The sequence below is a fragment of the Nonomuraea sp. NPDC004186 genome (genome assembly GCF_053603495.1).
Genome location: NZ_JBSGFQ010000002.1, coordinates 298,637 through 312,544 on the forward strand (window position 1 = coordinate 298,637; position 13,908 = coordinate 312,544).

Annotated in this window: 12 protein-coding genes; 3 read left to right on the plus strand and 9 right to left on the minus strand. The window is 69.8% G+C overall.

The genetic code is table 11. The features are described from left to right. Positions 1–82 precede the first annotated feature (82 nt). Together ACWEPL_RS02990 and ACWEPL_RS02995 are read left to right on the plus strand one after the other, a co-directional pair. Complete coding sequence (locus tag ACWEPL_RS02990; RefSeq protein ID WP_363976541.1) at positions 83–1,183, plus strand: serine hydrolase domain-containing protein; 1,101 nt, start codon at positions 83–85, stop codon at positions 1,181–1,183. Between the two features lie 55 nt (positions 1,184–1,238). Next, entirely contained in the window at positions 1,239–2,720 is a 1,482-nt protein-coding gene (locus ACWEPL_RS02995) for a S41 family peptidase (RefSeq protein ID WP_452434902.1), read from the plus strand. A gap of 544 nt (positions 2,721–3,264) precedes the next feature. Here ACWEPL_RS02995 and ACWEPL_RS03000 read toward each other — a convergent pair. From ACWEPL_RS03000 to ACWEPL_RS03035, 8 genes are all read right to left on the minus strand, one after another. After that, complete coding sequence (locus tag ACWEPL_RS03000; RefSeq protein WP_350729357.1) at positions 3,265–4,266, minus strand: sugar phosphate isomerase/epimerase family protein; 1,002 nt, start codon at positions 4,264–4,266, stop codon at positions 3,265–3,267. Positions 4,267–4,269: 3 nt separating this feature from the next. Continuing rightward, positions 4,270–5,427, minus strand: a complete 1,158-nt coding sequence (locus ACWEPL_RS03005) for a Gfo/Idh/MocA family protein (RefSeq protein WP_350729355.1) — start codon at positions 5,425–5,427, stop codon at positions 4,270–4,272. Positions 5,428–5,438: 11 nt separating this feature from the next. Next, entirely contained in the window at positions 5,439–6,491 is a 1,053-nt protein-coding gene (locus tag ACWEPL_RS03010) for an ABC transporter substrate-binding protein (protein ID WP_363976548.1), read from the minus strand. Next, positions 6,488–7,501, minus strand: coding sequence for an ABC transporter permease (locus ACWEPL_RS03015; protein WP_452434905.1), 1,014 nt, complete (start codon positions 7,499–7,501; stop codon positions 6,488–6,490). Before ACWEPL_RS03015 ends, ACWEPL_RS03010 begins: the two co-directional genes overlap by 4 nt. Beyond that, complete coding sequence (locus ACWEPL_RS03020; protein WP_350729349.1) at positions 7,501–8,985, minus strand: sugar ABC transporter ATP-binding protein; 1,485 nt, start codon at positions 8,983–8,985, stop codon at positions 7,501–7,503. Before ACWEPL_RS03020 ends, ACWEPL_RS03015 begins: the two co-directional genes overlap by 1 nt. A gap of 15 nt (positions 8,986–9,000) precedes the next feature. After that, positions 9,001–10,158, minus strand: a complete 1,158-nt coding sequence (locus ACWEPL_RS03025; protein WP_350729347.1) for an ROK family transcriptional regulator — start codon at positions 10,156–10,158, stop codon at positions 9,001–9,003. A 293-nt stretch (positions 10,159–10,451) separates the two neighbouring features. Next, positions 10,452–11,324, minus strand: coding sequence for an SDR family oxidoreductase (locus ACWEPL_RS03030; RefSeq protein WP_350729346.1), 873 nt, complete (start codon positions 11,322–11,324; stop codon positions 10,452–10,454). Between the two features lie 53 nt (positions 11,325–11,377). Further along, positions 11,378–12,436 (minus strand): MBL fold metallo-hydrolase, encoded by a 1,059-nt coding sequence (locus ACWEPL_RS03035; RefSeq protein ID WP_452434908.1) that lies wholly within the window; start codon positions 12,434–12,436, stop codon positions 11,378–11,380. A gap of 44 nt (positions 12,437–12,480) precedes the next feature. On the opposite strand from ACWEPL_RS03035, the gene ACWEPL_RS03040 reads away from it, so the two are divergent. Next, positions 12,481–13,326 (plus strand): glutathione S-transferase family protein, encoded by an 846-nt coding sequence (locus tag ACWEPL_RS03040; RefSeq protein ID WP_364259831.1) that lies wholly within the window; start codon positions 12,481–12,483, stop codon positions 13,324–13,326. Here ACWEPL_RS03040 and ACWEPL_RS03045 read toward each other — a convergent pair. Beyond that, the coding region (locus ACWEPL_RS03045; protein ID WP_452434910.1) for a hypothetical protein at positions 13,274–13,908 on the minus strand (635 nt) is incomplete at its 5' end. The two genes, ACWEPL_RS03040 and ACWEPL_RS03045, sit on opposite strands and share 53 nt — an antisense overlap.

Here is a 13,908-nt window from a genome sequence, read left to right on the forward strand (position 1 = left end):
TGGGCCGCCGATCGGCTGCCGATCGGCGCCGGCCGGTAGATGTGATCACCCTCGAAGTCCCGCCAGGAAAGGGTGATCGACCATGACGACCAAGCACCGGAGCAAGAGGATCTCAGCAGTGGCCGCCGGGGTGGCCTGCGCAGTGCTGGCGTTGAGCGTCCAAGGACCCGCGGCCGCCGCCGACCAGGTCACGCTGGGAGACGTCCAGCAGGCGATGAAGGACGTGGCGAAGACCGACGGCGTGGTGGGCGCCATCGGAGAGGTGTACCTCGACGGCAAGCGGGTGGGCCGGGGGACGGCGGGTTCACGCCTGATCGACGGCAAGGGCGGGCGCATCCCCCCGGGTTCCCGATACCGCATCGCGTCCCAGACCAAGCTCATGGAGGCCACGGTCATCCTGCAACTGGTCGGGGAAGGCAAACTCGGCCTGGACGACAAGCTCAGTGACGTCCTGCCCGAGATGGCCGAGCACGACTATGTGGATCGGGCTGCGGAGATCACTGTGCAGCAGCTGATCCGGCACACCTCGGGCATCCCCGACTTCATCGAAAGCGGGAAGTTCGACGTCTTCGACTTCACCACCGCCTACAAGCCGATCGACCTGGTGAAGGCCGCACGTACCGTGCCTCGCAAAGGCGAGCCGGGAGAGTACCTCTACTCCACCACCAACTACGTCCTCCTCGGCATGATCATCGAGAGGCTGACCGGCCATGATCGGGCCGGCGAGTTCGAGCGGCGCCTGTTCACCCCGCTCGGCATGAACCGCACCTATCTGGCCACCAAGGTTTCCGACCAGATCAAGGGCCCGCACGGACACGGCTACCACCCCGACGCCAAGGGCTTGCCACGCGACGTCGACCGGCTCAACGCCACCATCGGCGCCGAAGGAGCGATCTCCACCGCGCACGACGTCAGCGCCTTCTACCGCGCGCTCAACCAGGGCCGGCTGCTGCCTGCGGACCTGCAACGACAGCTGCCGCGGCCGCGACCCAGCCTGTGCGGCGGAACGGTTGCGTCGGCCGCGGGCGGCATGCCCGGGATCAACTCCATCACCTTCTCCTCGACCGACGGCCGGCTCCAGTTCGCGGTGGCCGCCACGCTGAAGATCGATAACGAGCAGGCCATGGCCGTCGGTGACGCCATCAACAAGGCCGCGGAAGCCGTGCTGTGCCCCGGCCAGTAGCCGGAGCCGTCCGTCGACCGCGACATCCGCCCATGAGTGAAGGAGACCTCTCAGCGTGAAGCGTTCCCTCCTGACCGTGCTGGCCTGCACCGGCATCCTGACGCTGGCCACGTCCGGCGCCGCGGCCACCGTTCGGCCCGAGTCAGCCCCGCGAAGCGAGGCAGCCGCGCGGACCGAGGCCATCCTGCGGACCAGGGCAGCCATGTGGACCGGGGCGGCCACGTGCGGCTCCAAGCCGCCGGACCAGCCCCTCGCCACTGGCCTGAGCACCATCAAGCAGGCATACGACTGCATCTTCACCGGCTTCTACGGCCGCGGGCGGCTCGACCGCCGGGCGGTGCTCGCGGCCGGGTTCGCCGGGCTCACGGAGGAGCTCAACCGCCGCGGCGCCGACCGGCCCGACGCCACCATGCCGCCGATGACCGGGAACCCCACGACCGACCTGGCGGCATTCGCGGCCGTGTACGAGCGGGTCGTGGCCGATCTGCCGGACGACGCCGCGCTGCGGCAAGCCGTGGCCGGGGCGACGATCAAGGGCATGGTGGGCAGCCTGCACGACAATCACTCGCAGTGGCGCCGCCGAGCACAACTACCCGGTAAGCCGGGCGACGTCTATGGCCTCGGCTTCACCACCTCGCCCGGCTATTCGATCACCTACCGGGCACCGCAGAAGGCGGTGGCTCCGTTGTTCGTCAACGCCGTCCAGGGCGGCCCGGCCGCCGCCGCTCGTATCCGGCCGGGCGAGATCGTGCAATCCGTCAACGGCGCGCCCGTCTTCGTGGACGGCGTCCTGTCCAGCGGCGCCATGAACCTGCTCAACCCGGAATACTCCGGCGACCGGCCGGACCCGGTGCGGCTGGCGCTGCGCGACCCCTCCACCGGCCGCGTCAGGAAGACGACACTGCGCCCGAAAGTGTTCACCCCCACGACGCGGCCCGTCACGGCCCGCCTGCTTGACGGCGACGTGGCCGCGATCAAGCTCACCAACTTCCAGCCCGGCACCGCGGACCAGGCCCTGGCCGCCATCGCCGAGCTGCGTGCGGACAAGAAACCACGTGGCCTCATCCTCGACCTACGCGGCACCAACGGCGGCTCGCCCGCCGAGGTCGTCAAGCTGCTCAGCAGCTTCGTACACGGCAAGGTGCACAGTTACGACTGCGCCCCGGACGACACGTGCACGCCCAACCGCACCGACGACGCGGTCCCGCTGCTCGGCCTGCCCCTGGCCGTGCTCATCGACAGCATCTGCGCCTCGGCCTGCGACGCCTTCTCCGTCGCGGTCAAAGACCTCAAGGTGGGGCCGCTGATCGGGGCGCGCACGTCGGGCATGGTGTCGGGATCCGCCCGTATGTTCGCGCTGGACGACGGGAGCACCCTGTCACTGCCCGCGGCCTACCAGGTGGGCGCCAACCGTGAACTGATCAACGGCATCGGCGTGGCACCCGACCACTACCTGCCGCTGACCGCGAAGGACCTGCGCGAGGGCCACGACCCGGCGATGGCCAAGGCCCTGTCCCTACTTTCCGCCGCCAGGTAGAAGCACGCCCGGCCGCTCGATAACCGGCGAACCGCAACCGAGCCGGACCGTACGCTGACGACCCCGCACCGGCCCCGCCCTGGCCTGCAGGAAGGCACGGCCTGGGACGTGATCGAGTCCAAGCTACCGGACATCGCCTCAGGGCTGGTCGACCTGGCGCGGCTGCTGGTCGAGCTGCGCCCCCTCGACTTTGGCGAGCGCTTATCTTTAAAGGCGTTCGCTCCCTCTCAGTGGGAGCCCCGTCGCCTCTCCGGCGGTCAGTCAAAGGACGACTTCGCCCTCGGCCCAGCGCATGGAGTGCGCGAGGGGCGGGAGCCCCTCGCCTCGGGCTTGGGGCGGAGCCTCAAGCCCGTCAGACGCAGCCCGAGCGACAGCGAGGACCGCTCGGGGCGGGCTCCAGCAGGCCAAGCCGGTAACCGGGCAACGGGTGGGCGCCGGCGAGCGGGGTTTTCGGGGGGTTCGAAAGGGGGGCGAAGCCCCCCCTTGGGAGGCGCTGGCTGGAAGCCCGAGGCGCGCAGCGCCCCCCTTGTGGAAGGCCTTGCTGTTACGTCGTGGAGAAGGCGGCGTCGAAGGCGGTGGCCGGTGGGGTGATGGAGTTGAGCTTGCGGATGTAGCCGAGCGCCTCCCGAGCCCCATCCAGCCGGTCCATCCCCGCGTCCTCCCACTCGATCGAAATGGGCCCTTCGTACCCGATCGAGTTCAGCGCCCGGAAGCAGTCCTCCCAGGGCACGTCGCCCCGCCCCGTCGAGACGAAGTCCCAGCCGCGGCGCATGTCGGCCCACGGCAGGTGCGAGGACAGGCGGCCCTTGCGGCCGTCGCCCACGCGCATGCGCGTGTCCTTGCAGTCGACGTGGTAGATGCGGTCCTTGAAGTCCAGGATGAACCCGACCGGGTCCAGGTCCTGCCAGACCATGTGGGACGGGTCCCAGTTCAGGCCGAAGGCGGGGCGGTGACCGATCGCCTCCAGGGTCCGCGCGGTGGTGTAGTAGTCGTACGCGATCTCACTCGGGTGGACCTCGTGCGCGAAGCGCACCCCGACCTCGTCGAAGACGTCGAGGATCGGGTTCCAGCGGTCGGCGAAGTCCTGGTACCCGGCGTCCACCATCGACGCCGGCACCGGCGGGAACATGGCGACCGTGTGCCAGATCGACGACCCGGTGAAGCCGACGACCGTGTCCACGCCCAGCAGGGCGGCCGCGCGGGCCGTGTTCTTCATGTCCTCCGCCGCCGCCTGGCGGACCGACTCGGGGTCGCCGGAGCCCCAGATGCGGGCGGGGAGGATGGACTTGTGGCGCTCGTCGATGAGGTCGCACACCGCCTGGCCGACGAGGTGGTTGGAGATGGTCCAGACCTTGAGGCCGTGCTTGTCGAGCTGAGCGTGCTTCTGCTCCACGTACGACGGGTCCGCCACGGCCTGGGCCACGTCGAAGTGGTCGCCCGAGCAGGCGATCTCCAGGCCGTCGTAGCCCCATTCGGCGGCCAGCCTGCACACCTCCTCGAACGGCAGGTCGGCCCACTGCCCTGTGAACAGGGTGACAGGTCGCATGTGTCAGTCCTCCACGTTCATGTAGCGGCTGCCCTCAGCCGCGCTACGCTCGACCGCCTCCAGCACCCGCTGCACCCGCAGCCCGTCGGCGAACGACGGCGTGGGGTCGGCTCCGGTGGCGATCGCCTCCAGGAAGTCGTTGATCTCGTGGGTGAAGGTGTGCTCGTAGCCGAGCCCGTGCCCGGGCGGCCACCAGGCGCCCACGTAGGGGTGGTCGGGTTCGGTGACCAGGATCCGCTCGAAGCCGCCGCCTCCGGAGCTGAACCACAGCTCGTTCATGGCCTCGAAGTCGAACGCCAGGCTGCCGAGCGAGCCGTTGATCTCGATGCGCATCGCGTTCTTGCGGCCGAAGGCGAAGCGGGTGGCCTCGAACGAGGCCAGCCCTCCGCCCGAGAGCCGGCCGATGAACAGGGCGGCGTCGTCCACCGTCACCTGGCCCATGTCGCCGGTGCCGGTGGCCTCCAGGCCCGCGGACGCCGCGGCGACGGGGCGTTCCTTGATGAACGTCTCCGTCAGCGCGGAGACGCCCACCAGCTGCTGCCCGGTGATGAACTGGGCCGCGTCCACGATGTGCGAGCCGATGTCGCCCAGCGCGCCCGCGCCCGCCTTGTCCTTCTGCAGTCGCCAGACCAGCGGGAACTCCGGGTCGACGATCCAGTCCTGCAGGTACGCGGCCCGTACGTGCCTGACCTCGCCGATCCGGCCCTCCTCGACGTACCGGCGGGCGAGCGCGATCGCGGGCACCCGCCGGTAGTTGAAGGCCACCATGCTCTTGACCGAGGACGGCGCCGCCTGCGCGGCCCGGACCATGGCCTCGGCCTCTTCGACGGTGTTGGCGAGCGGTTTCTCGCAGATCACGTGCTTGCCCGCCTGCAGCGCGGCGATGGCGATCTCGGCGTGCGAGTCACCGGGCGTGCAGATGTCGACGATCTGCACGTCGTCGCGCTTGATCAGCTCTCGCCAGTCCGTCTCGACGTCGGCCCAGCCGAGCTGTGCGGCGGCCGCCTCGGTGCTCTCCTTCGACCTGCCGCCGAGCACCGCCATGCGAGGCACCAAAGGCAGGTCGAAGAAGGCCGAGACGCTGCGCCAGGCCTGGGAGTGGACGCGGCCCATAAAGGCGTAGCCGATCATGCCCACGCCGATGGTGGTCTTGTCTGACATGCAACCCCCGATCAGGATTCGAAGCCGAGCGCCAGGTACTTCTCGACGTTGTCCTTGGTAATGGTCTCGGATGCGAGCGTGATGGACTGCGGAACCTGGTTCTCCACCAGATCACTCATGCCCTTCCCCTGCGCGATCAGACGTGCGAGTTTGATCGCCGAGGAGGCCATCGTCGGGCTGTAGGTGACCGTGGCCTTCAGCACCGACGTACCCGACTGGATCTCCTTCATCGCGTTCAGCGACCCGGCGCCGCCGACCATGATGAACTCGTTCCGGTTCGCCTCCTTGATCGCGGCCAGCACGCCGACGCCCTGGTCGTCGTCGTGGTTCCAGAGCGCGTCGATCTTCTTGTGCGCCTGGAGCAGCGACGTGGCCACCTGGTTGCCGGTCTCGACCGTGAACTTGGCGTCCTGCTTGGCCGTGACGCTGAACCCGAACGTCTTCAGCGCGTCGGCGAAGCCCTTGCTGCGGTCCTGCGTCAGCGGCAGCGTGGCGATGCCCTGGATCTCGACGATGACGGGGTTGGCGACGCCCTTGTCCTTGAGCTGCTTGCCGATGTACTGCCCGGCCGCGACGCCCATGCCGTAGTTGTCGCCGCCGATCCAGGTCCGGTAGGCCAGCTTGTCGGGGAAGACGCGGTCGAGGTTGATGACCGGGATCCCGGCCGCGGTGGCCTGGAGCGCGACCTGGTTCAGCTGCTGGCCGTCGTTGGGCAGGATGACCAGCGCGCTCACCTTGGCCGCGATGAGCGACTCGACCGCGGAGATCTGCTGGTTGATGTCGTTCGTCGGCTCGACCGGCTTGAACTCCACGTCGGAGTACTGCTTCGCGGCACTCTCGGCGTTCTTGGCGATGGCCGCGATCCAGCCGTGGTCGGCGGCGGGCGCCGAGAACCCGATCGTGACCTTGTCGCCCGGCTGGTCGTTGCCGCTGGCCGCCGGGGCGGGCGCGGGCGCCGAGGCCGAGTTGCCGGTCGATGCCGCGGGCTCGTTGCTGGTGCAGCCCGTCGCTAAGAGTACGGCTCCGCCGACGAGGAATCCCCTGCGCGCGACGTTCTCACTCATGGTGCTCTCTCCTTCAAGTTCCGCCGCTGGAGAAGGACGGCGACGACGATGATCAGGCCCTTGGCGATCAGCTGGTCGCTGGTGTTGAGCCCGTTGAGAATGAACAGGTTCGTGATGAGGGTGAAGATCAGCAGGCCCAGGATCGAGCCCACGATCGTGCCCCGGCCCCCGGTGAGGAGCGTGCCGCCGATGATCACCGCGGCGATGGCGTCGAGCTCGTACAGGTCGCCGTGGGTGGACGAGCCCGTCGTCGTACGCGCCATGATGAGGATCGCGGCGATGCCGCAGCAGAGCCCTGACAGGGCGTAGAGCAGCATCGTGTGCCTGCGCACGTCGATCCCGGCGAGCCTGGCCGCCTCGGGGTTACCCCCGACCGCGTACGTCCGCCGCCCGAACGTCGTGCGGTTGAGCACGACCCACCCGAGCACCACGACCAGGGCGAAGATGTAGACCAGCAGCGGGATGCCGAGCAGGCGCGTGGTCGACAGGTCCACGATGGCGGAGTTGTCGGACTGGATGAGCTGGGTCTTGCGGTCGGACATGCGCTGCGCCAGCCCTCGGGCGGCGACGAGCATGGCCAGCGTCGCGATGAACGGCACCAGTCGCCCGTAGGCGATGAGTAACCCGTTCACCAGCCCCGCCCCGGTCCCGACGGCGATGGCGCAGATCGCCATCACCACCGGCCCGTACGACTGCGTGGCCAGCGTCGTGGCCCAGACCGAGGCCAGCGCCATGACCGCGCCGACCGACAGGTCGATGCCGCCGCCGATGATCACGAACGTGGCCCCGACCGTGATCACGCCGATCGTGGCGGCCAGGGAGAGGATGCTGACGAGGTTGGAGGCGGTGGCGAAGTTCCCGGGCACGGTGACGAGGCCGACGACGATCAGCAGCGCCAGCGCCGCCAACAGCCCGAGATGTCGCATTTCTCCGAAACTGGCGCGGAAGCCGCCCGGCGACGGGGGCGACCCCACCCCCGCGAGCGGCCGGTCCGTTGTGGGCTCGCTCATCACGCCGCCCTCCCATTCATGATCATGTCGAGTACGCGGTGCTCGTCCAGGCCCTCGGCGTCGCCCTCGTGGATGACCGTCCCCTCGCGTAACACGAGCACCCGGTCGGCCAGGCCGAGCACCTCGGGCACCTCGCTGGAGACCAGCAGCACGCCGATCCCCTGCTCGGCCAGGTTGCGGATCACCGCGTACAGCTCGGCCCTGGCGCCCACGTCCACGCCTCTGGTCGGCTCGTCGAGCAGGAGCAGCTTGCGGCCGCCGAGCAGCCAGCGGGCGAGGACGGCCTTCTGCTGGTTGCCGCCGGACAGGGTCCGGATCGGGCGTTCGGGATCGGGTGGCCTGATGTCCAACATCTCCGACAGGCGCTTGGCCTCGGCCCGCTCCCGCTTGCGGTCGATCCAGCCGAACCTGGCGAACCCCGGCAGGGTGCCCAGCGTGATGTTGGCGGTGACGCTCTGGTCGAGGAGGAGGGCCTGGGCCTTGCGTTCCTCCGGGGCCAGGCCCATGCCGCGTTTGACGGTGCCGACGACGCTGCGGCGCATGGGAGTTCCGGCGAGCAGGACGCGGCCCGAGGCGGGGCGGGCGCCGTACACGGCCTCCAGGATCTCCGAGCGGCCCGAGCCGACGAGCCCGGCCAGCCCGACGATCTCGCCCGCCCGGACGGAGAACGACACGCCCGAGAAGACGCCCGGCGAGGACAGGTTCTCGACCTTGAGCACCTCCTCGCCCGGCGAGCGGCCGGCCCGGGGCGGGAAGACGTACTCGACGTTCCTGCCGGTCATGAGCGAGACGATCTCCCCGGTGGGGGTGTCCCGCGCGGACAGGCCGACGGCGACCGTGCGGCCGTCCTTCAGCACGGTGACCCGGTCGCCGATCTCGCGGATCTCCTCCAGGCGGTGCGAGATGTAGACCACGGCCACGCCCTGGGCGGTCAGCTCGCGGATGATGCGGAAGAGGTTCGCGACCTCGTCGTGGGCGAGGGCGGCGGAGGGCTCGTCCATGATGATCAGGCGGGCGTCGTGGGAGAGCGCCCTGGCCATGGACACGACCTGCTTGGCCGCCGGTGACAGCCGGCCCACCTCGGCCGAGGCGCGGATCTCCCCGTGGCCGAGCCGTTCGAGCACCTCGCGGGCCGCGCGCCTGGCGGCCGCCCGGTTGACGAAGCCGAAGCGGGCGTGCTCGTGGCCGAGGAAGATGTTCTCGGCCACGCTGAGCCCGTCGACCAGGTCGAGCTCCTGGTAGATCGTGGCGAAACCGAGCCTGATGGCGTCGATGGGGCTGCTCGGGCGCACTTCCTGGTCGTTGAACAGGATCGTGCCCTCGTCCGGCTGGTGCGCTCCCGCCAGCACCTTGATCAGGGTGGACTTGCCGGCGCCGTTCTGGCCGAGCAGGCAGTGCACCTCGCCCGCCCGTACGTCCAGGTCGACTCCGTCCAGCGCGCGCACGCCGGGGAACTGCTTGACGATGCCCTTCATGACCAGCATCGGGGAAAGTCCCTTTCAGGCGTTGACGATCCGGTTGATGTTGTCCGGCGACAGGTAGTGCTCGATGGCGAGGATCCCCGCCCCGAGCGCGGCCGCGTTGATGCCCGTACGGCTCGGCGTGATCGACAGGTGGTGCGTGGCCAGCGGGAGCGACCTGCGGTAGACCGTCTCCCTGATCCCGGCCAGCAGGTGCTCGTGCACCCGCGACAGCGCCCCGCCGATGACGATGACCTCGGGGTTGAAGAAGTTGACCAGGCTGGCCAGCACCTCGCCGACGAGCCGGCCGGCCTCTCTGACCAGCCGCAGCGCCTGGGTGTTGCCCGCCTGTACGAGCGCCACGACGTCGGCTCCGGACTCGGCCGGCAGGCCCAGCTCGCTCAGCCGCCGCGCGATGGCGGCGCCACCGGCCACGGCCTCCAGGCAGGCGCTGTTACCGCACCGGCAGCCCGCGTCCTCGTGGCCGCTGACCCGGATGTGCCCGATGTCGCCGGCCGAGCCCTGGGCGCCCCTGTGCAGCTTGCCCTCGGCCATGATGCCGCAGCCGATGCCCGTGCCGACCTTGACGAACAGCAGGTGGCCGGCACCGGGGAACGAGTGACGGTGCTCGCCGAGCGCCATCACGTTGACGTCGTTGTCGACCAGCACCGACACGCCGTCGAAGTACTCGGGGATGGGGTAGTCGTTCCAGCCCGGCATGATCGGCGGGTTGTTCGGCCGTCCCGTGGCGAACTCCACCGGCCCCGGCACCCCGACCCCGATGGCGCGCAGCGCCGACCGGGGCCGCCCCGCCTCGCCGAGCAGCTGGTCGAGACGCTGGTCCACGTGGGCGAGCACTTTCTCCGGCCCCTCGCCGATCAGCAGCGAGTCCTCGCATTCGGCCAGCAGGTTGCCCGAGATGTCCATCAACACGACCCGGCAGTGGGTCGCCCCCAGGTCGACTCCCGCGAAGGCGTGCTCCTCGGTGTGCAGGCGCAGCTGGCGCGGCGGGCGGCCACCGGTGGACTCACCGCTCTCGGTCTCCTCGACCAGCCCGCGCTCGATCAGCGCGTCCACGCGCTGGGAGATCGTGGACCTGGCCAGGCCGGTGAGCCTCGCTAGATCGGAACGGGTCGTGGCCGAACCTGCGCTGATCAATGTCAGCACATCTCCGGCAGAGCCCGGCTGGGGGGTCATGCCGCGACAATAAGATCACCGATGCGGCAAATCAAGAGTGAGTATCGACAAAACTCCGGCGACTTCCGCCGAAGATCGAACAAAGCCCGGTTTTTCCGGCTTTTTGGGCATCTATCGCGGCTTCGTACTTCGGCCAAGGTCCTTCGATGAGCGGCCATCTCGGCGTCGCCCTCTGACAGAAGTCCCCCTTGGAGCCTCGCTTGTTACGCCGCGTCATCCACGTCGCCTCGCTGAGCGCATGACGGATCCCCGCCGCCGGCGTGGAGTGCCCGGCGGCGGGGATCCGACAACCCTTAGAGCATCGCCTTCATCGAGTCGGCGGCCGTGAGCACGTAGGGCTGCTCGGCCATGACGGCCTCCCAGTTGCCGGCGACGGCCTCCGGCGTGAGGTCGTCGGTCTTCCAGCCCGGCCCCTCCGCCACGAACACCCGCGCCACCCGGCCGCCGCCCACGCTGAACACCTCGCCGCTCGCCTCGCACGTCTCGTGCACGAGGTACGCCACCAGCGCGCTCACCCGCTCCGGCGTGAACTTGGCCTCGAACTCGGCCGGCAGCAGCGCCTCCGTCATCCGGGTCCAGGCGATGGGCGCGATGGCGTTGGCCTTGATGCCGTTGCGGGCGCCCTCGATGCCGAGCGTCTTGGTCAGGCCGACCAGGCCCATCTTGGCGGTGGAGTAGTTGGCCTGGCCGAAGTTGCCGAACAGGCCCGCCGGGCTGGAGGTGTTGACGATGCGGCCGTAGCCGGCCGCCTTCATCAGCGGGTACGCGGCCTGGCTGACCAGGTACGAGCCGCGTACGTGCACGGCCAGCACCCCGTCGAAGTCCTCGACCGTCATCTTGCCGAACGACTTGTCCCGCAGGATGCCCGCGTTGTTGACGACGATGTCCACCTTGCCGAACGCGTCCACGGCGGCCTGCACGATGGCCCTGGCGCCCTCCGGCGTGGCGACGTTGTCGGCGTTGGCGATGGCCTGGCCGCCGTTCTTCGTGATGAGCTCGACCACGTCGGCGGCGGGCCCCGTGGAGGCGCCCGTGCCGTCGAGCGCGCCGCCGAGGTCGTTGACGACGACCTTGGCGCCCCGCTCGGCCAGCAGGAGCGCGTGCGACCTGCCAAGACCGTGCCCGGCGCCCGTGATGATCGCGACCCTGTCATCGAACCGAAGCATCGAACCTCCCACGCAGGAGAACAACATTCTGTTACGAGCTACGATAGACCGCGTCAGGGCAGGCGCCACAGTTCGGGCTCGCCGGGCTCCCTGCGTACCCGCCCCTTGGCCGCCAGCCACGCCAGATGGGCCAGCGTCTCGTTGTTGGCCGCGCGCCGCATGAACGGCGGGATCGTCTCCCACGGCCGCGACCACGACAGGCGGGTGGCCACGTCCCAGCACGTGACGCCGTCCAGAGAGCCGACGACCTGCTCGATCTCCGCCAGCCGCTCGTCGTGGTGCGCCAGCACGTAATCCACCCGCTCGGCCAGCTCCAGGAACCGGTATTCGTGGGCCGGCAGCACCTCCTCCACGTCCAGCTTGCGCACGGCGGCCAGCGCGTCGAGGTAGTCGGCCAGCGGGTTCGGACCCGACTGGGGGTGGACGGCCACGATGGGCGTGATCTTCGCCAGCACGTGGTCGCCGGAGAACAGCAGCCGGCGCGAGGGCGAGACGAAGCACAGGTGGCCGGGCGAGTGGCCCGGCGTCCAGATCGCCCGCAGGTCCCAGCCGGGCAGGCCGAGCTCGTCGCCGTCCTCGACCAGCCGGTCCGGCCTGGCCATCGAGACCACGTGCCTGAACATCATGGACGCGCCGGCCAGCTCGTCCAGCGTCAGCGGCGGCACGCCGCAGCGGACCAGCAGCGCGCGTTCCCGGTCCACGAGGGAGTCGATGACCTCGTCGTCGTAGCGTTCGCGGATCAGGCGGGCGTCGGCCGGGTGCAGGGCGATCCAGGCCCCGGACATCTCGCGGATGCGCCCGGCCAGGCCGTAGTGGTCGGGGTGGATGTGGGTGACGAGCACGCCCTTGACGTCGGTGATCGCGTACCCGGCCACGCCGAGACCCGCGACGAGCGCGTCGTACGCCTCGTCGGTGTTCCACCCGGCGTCGACGATCACCACGCCGTCGGGCAGTTCGAGGACATAGACCAGCACGTACCGCAGGGGGTTGATCGGGATCGGCACCGGGACCGACCACAGCCCCGGACGCACCCGCTCGACCTCGGGGATCGCCCCGCCCACCCACGCCTCCCGCTGCGCCTGGCTCGCGGGAGTCACCACAAATTTCGACACATGCCGAATATAGTTCTGTGTCCGAATCATGTTCTACTGGGGTCATGAAGCTGCGCCGCGAGCTCTCCGAAGATGGCCGGTTCGTACGGCAGCCGAACCGCTTCACCGACCGCCTCGGCCCGCCCGAACCCGGCCGCTACCGCCTCTACGCCTCCTACGCCTGCCCGTGGGCGCAGCGCGTGCTGATCGTCCGCGCGCTGCTCGGCCTGGAGGACGTGCTGGACGTCACGATCGTCGACCCCATCCGCGACGAGAAGGGCTGGCGCGTCCCGGACGGCGACCCCGAGTATCTGTCGGAGCTCTACCACGCGACCGACCCGGACTACACGGGCCGCTACACCGTGCCGTGCGTCTGGGACACCAGGGACAAGCGGATAGTCACCAACGACTTCCCGCAGATCACCCTCGATCTGGAAATGTCATGGGGAACCTCCCCCGACCTCTATCCGGAACGCCTCCGCCCCGACATCGACATCATGAACGACCGCCTCTACCACGGCCTCAACAACGCGGTCTACGAGGCGGGCTTCTCCCGCGACCAGCAGGTGTACGAGGAGGCCGTGGCCCGGGTCTTCACCACGCTCGATTTCCTCGAGGTGCGCCTGGCGGAGTCGGAACACCTCTTCGACGTCCTCACCGACAGCGACGTGCGCCTGTACACGACCCTGGCCAGGTTCGACGCCGTCTATCACGGGCACTTCAAGTGCTCGGTCCGGCGGCTGGTCGACTATCCGGCGCTGTGGGCGTACGCGCGCCGGCTGTACGCGATCCCGGCCTTCCGCGAAACCACCGTCTTCGACCAGATCAAGCGTCACTACTACATCACCCAGACCAACATCAACCCGAGTGGGATCGTGCCCGTGGGGCCGGAGATCGACTGGAGCCTGTAGGCGCGGGCATCCGTACGAACAGCAGGGCCGAGGCCAGCACCACCAGCGCGGCGCCGATCCACGCGACGGCCACGCCCGCCTGCCCGGCCAGCGCGCCGAGCGTCAGGTTGGCCACGACCCCGCCCGCCTGCAGCGACAGCGAACTGGTCGAGGTGACGGTGGTGCGCTCGGCCGCGCTGACCGCGTTGTGGGTCATCTCCAGGCAGAGCAGGCCCGCCACCGACAGCCCCACGAAGAGCGTCATGTACGCCAGCCCCGCGCTCACCAGCCCAGCCGGGCCCCTTAGCCCCGCGGTCGCGGCGAGCGCCCCGACGGACAGCGCGGCCAGCACCGTCCCGGCGATCGCGCCCCCGGCTGAGCCGCCGGCCAGCCGCGCCACCCGGGGTGCGAGCGCGCTGCCCGCCGCGCTGCTCGCGAACCCGAGCGCCGAGACCACGGCGTAGGCCAGACTGCCCCGCTCGGCCGTGCCCGCCAACTCGGCCAGCCGCCCGGGGGTGAGCAGCTCGATGCTGATCAGCACCACGCCGGAGGCCGCCGCGGCGGCCATCAGGCGGCGCAGCACGGGCGCACCGGCCGCCAGCC

What these genes read in the sequence shown, in the direction of transcription:
- ACWEPL_RS02990 (WP_363976541.1), top strand. Translation starts at nt 83, where the DNA reads ATGACGACCAAGCACCGGAGCAAGAGGATCTCAGCAGTGGCCGCCGGG.
- ACWEPL_RS03000 (WP_350729357.1), bottom strand. Translation starts at nt 4,266, where the DNA reads ATGCGACCTGTCACCCTGTTCACAGGGCAGTGGGCCGACCTGCCGTTC.
- ACWEPL_RS03005 (WP_350729355.1), bottom strand. Translation starts at nt 5,427, where the DNA reads ATGTCAGACAAGACCACCATCGGCGTGGGCATGATCGGCTACGCCTTT.
- ACWEPL_RS03010 (WP_363976548.1), bottom strand. Translation starts at nt 6,491, where the DNA reads ATGAGTGAGAACGTCGCGCGCAGGGGATTCCTCGTCGGCGGAGCCGTA.
- ACWEPL_RS03015 (WP_452434905.1), bottom strand. Translation starts at nt 7,501, where the DNA reads ATGAGCGAGCCCACAACGGACCGGCCGCTCGCGGGGGTGGGGTCGCCC.
- ACWEPL_RS03020 (WP_350729349.1), bottom strand. Translation starts at nt 8,985, where the DNA reads ATGCTGGTCATGAAGGGCATCGTCAAGCAGTTCCCCGGCGTGCGCGCG.
- ACWEPL_RS03025 (WP_350729347.1), bottom strand. Translation starts at nt 10,158, where the DNA reads ATGACCCCCCAGCCGGGCTCTGCCGGAGATGTGCTGACATTGATCAGC.
- ACWEPL_RS03030 (WP_350729346.1), bottom strand. Translation starts at nt 11,324, where the DNA reads ATGCTTCGGTTCGATGACAGGGTCGCGATCATCACGGGCGCCGGGCAC.
- ACWEPL_RS03040 (WP_364259831.1), top strand. Translation starts at nt 12,481, where the DNA reads ATGAAGCTGCGCCGCGAGCTCTCCGAAGATGGCCGGTTCGTACGGCAG.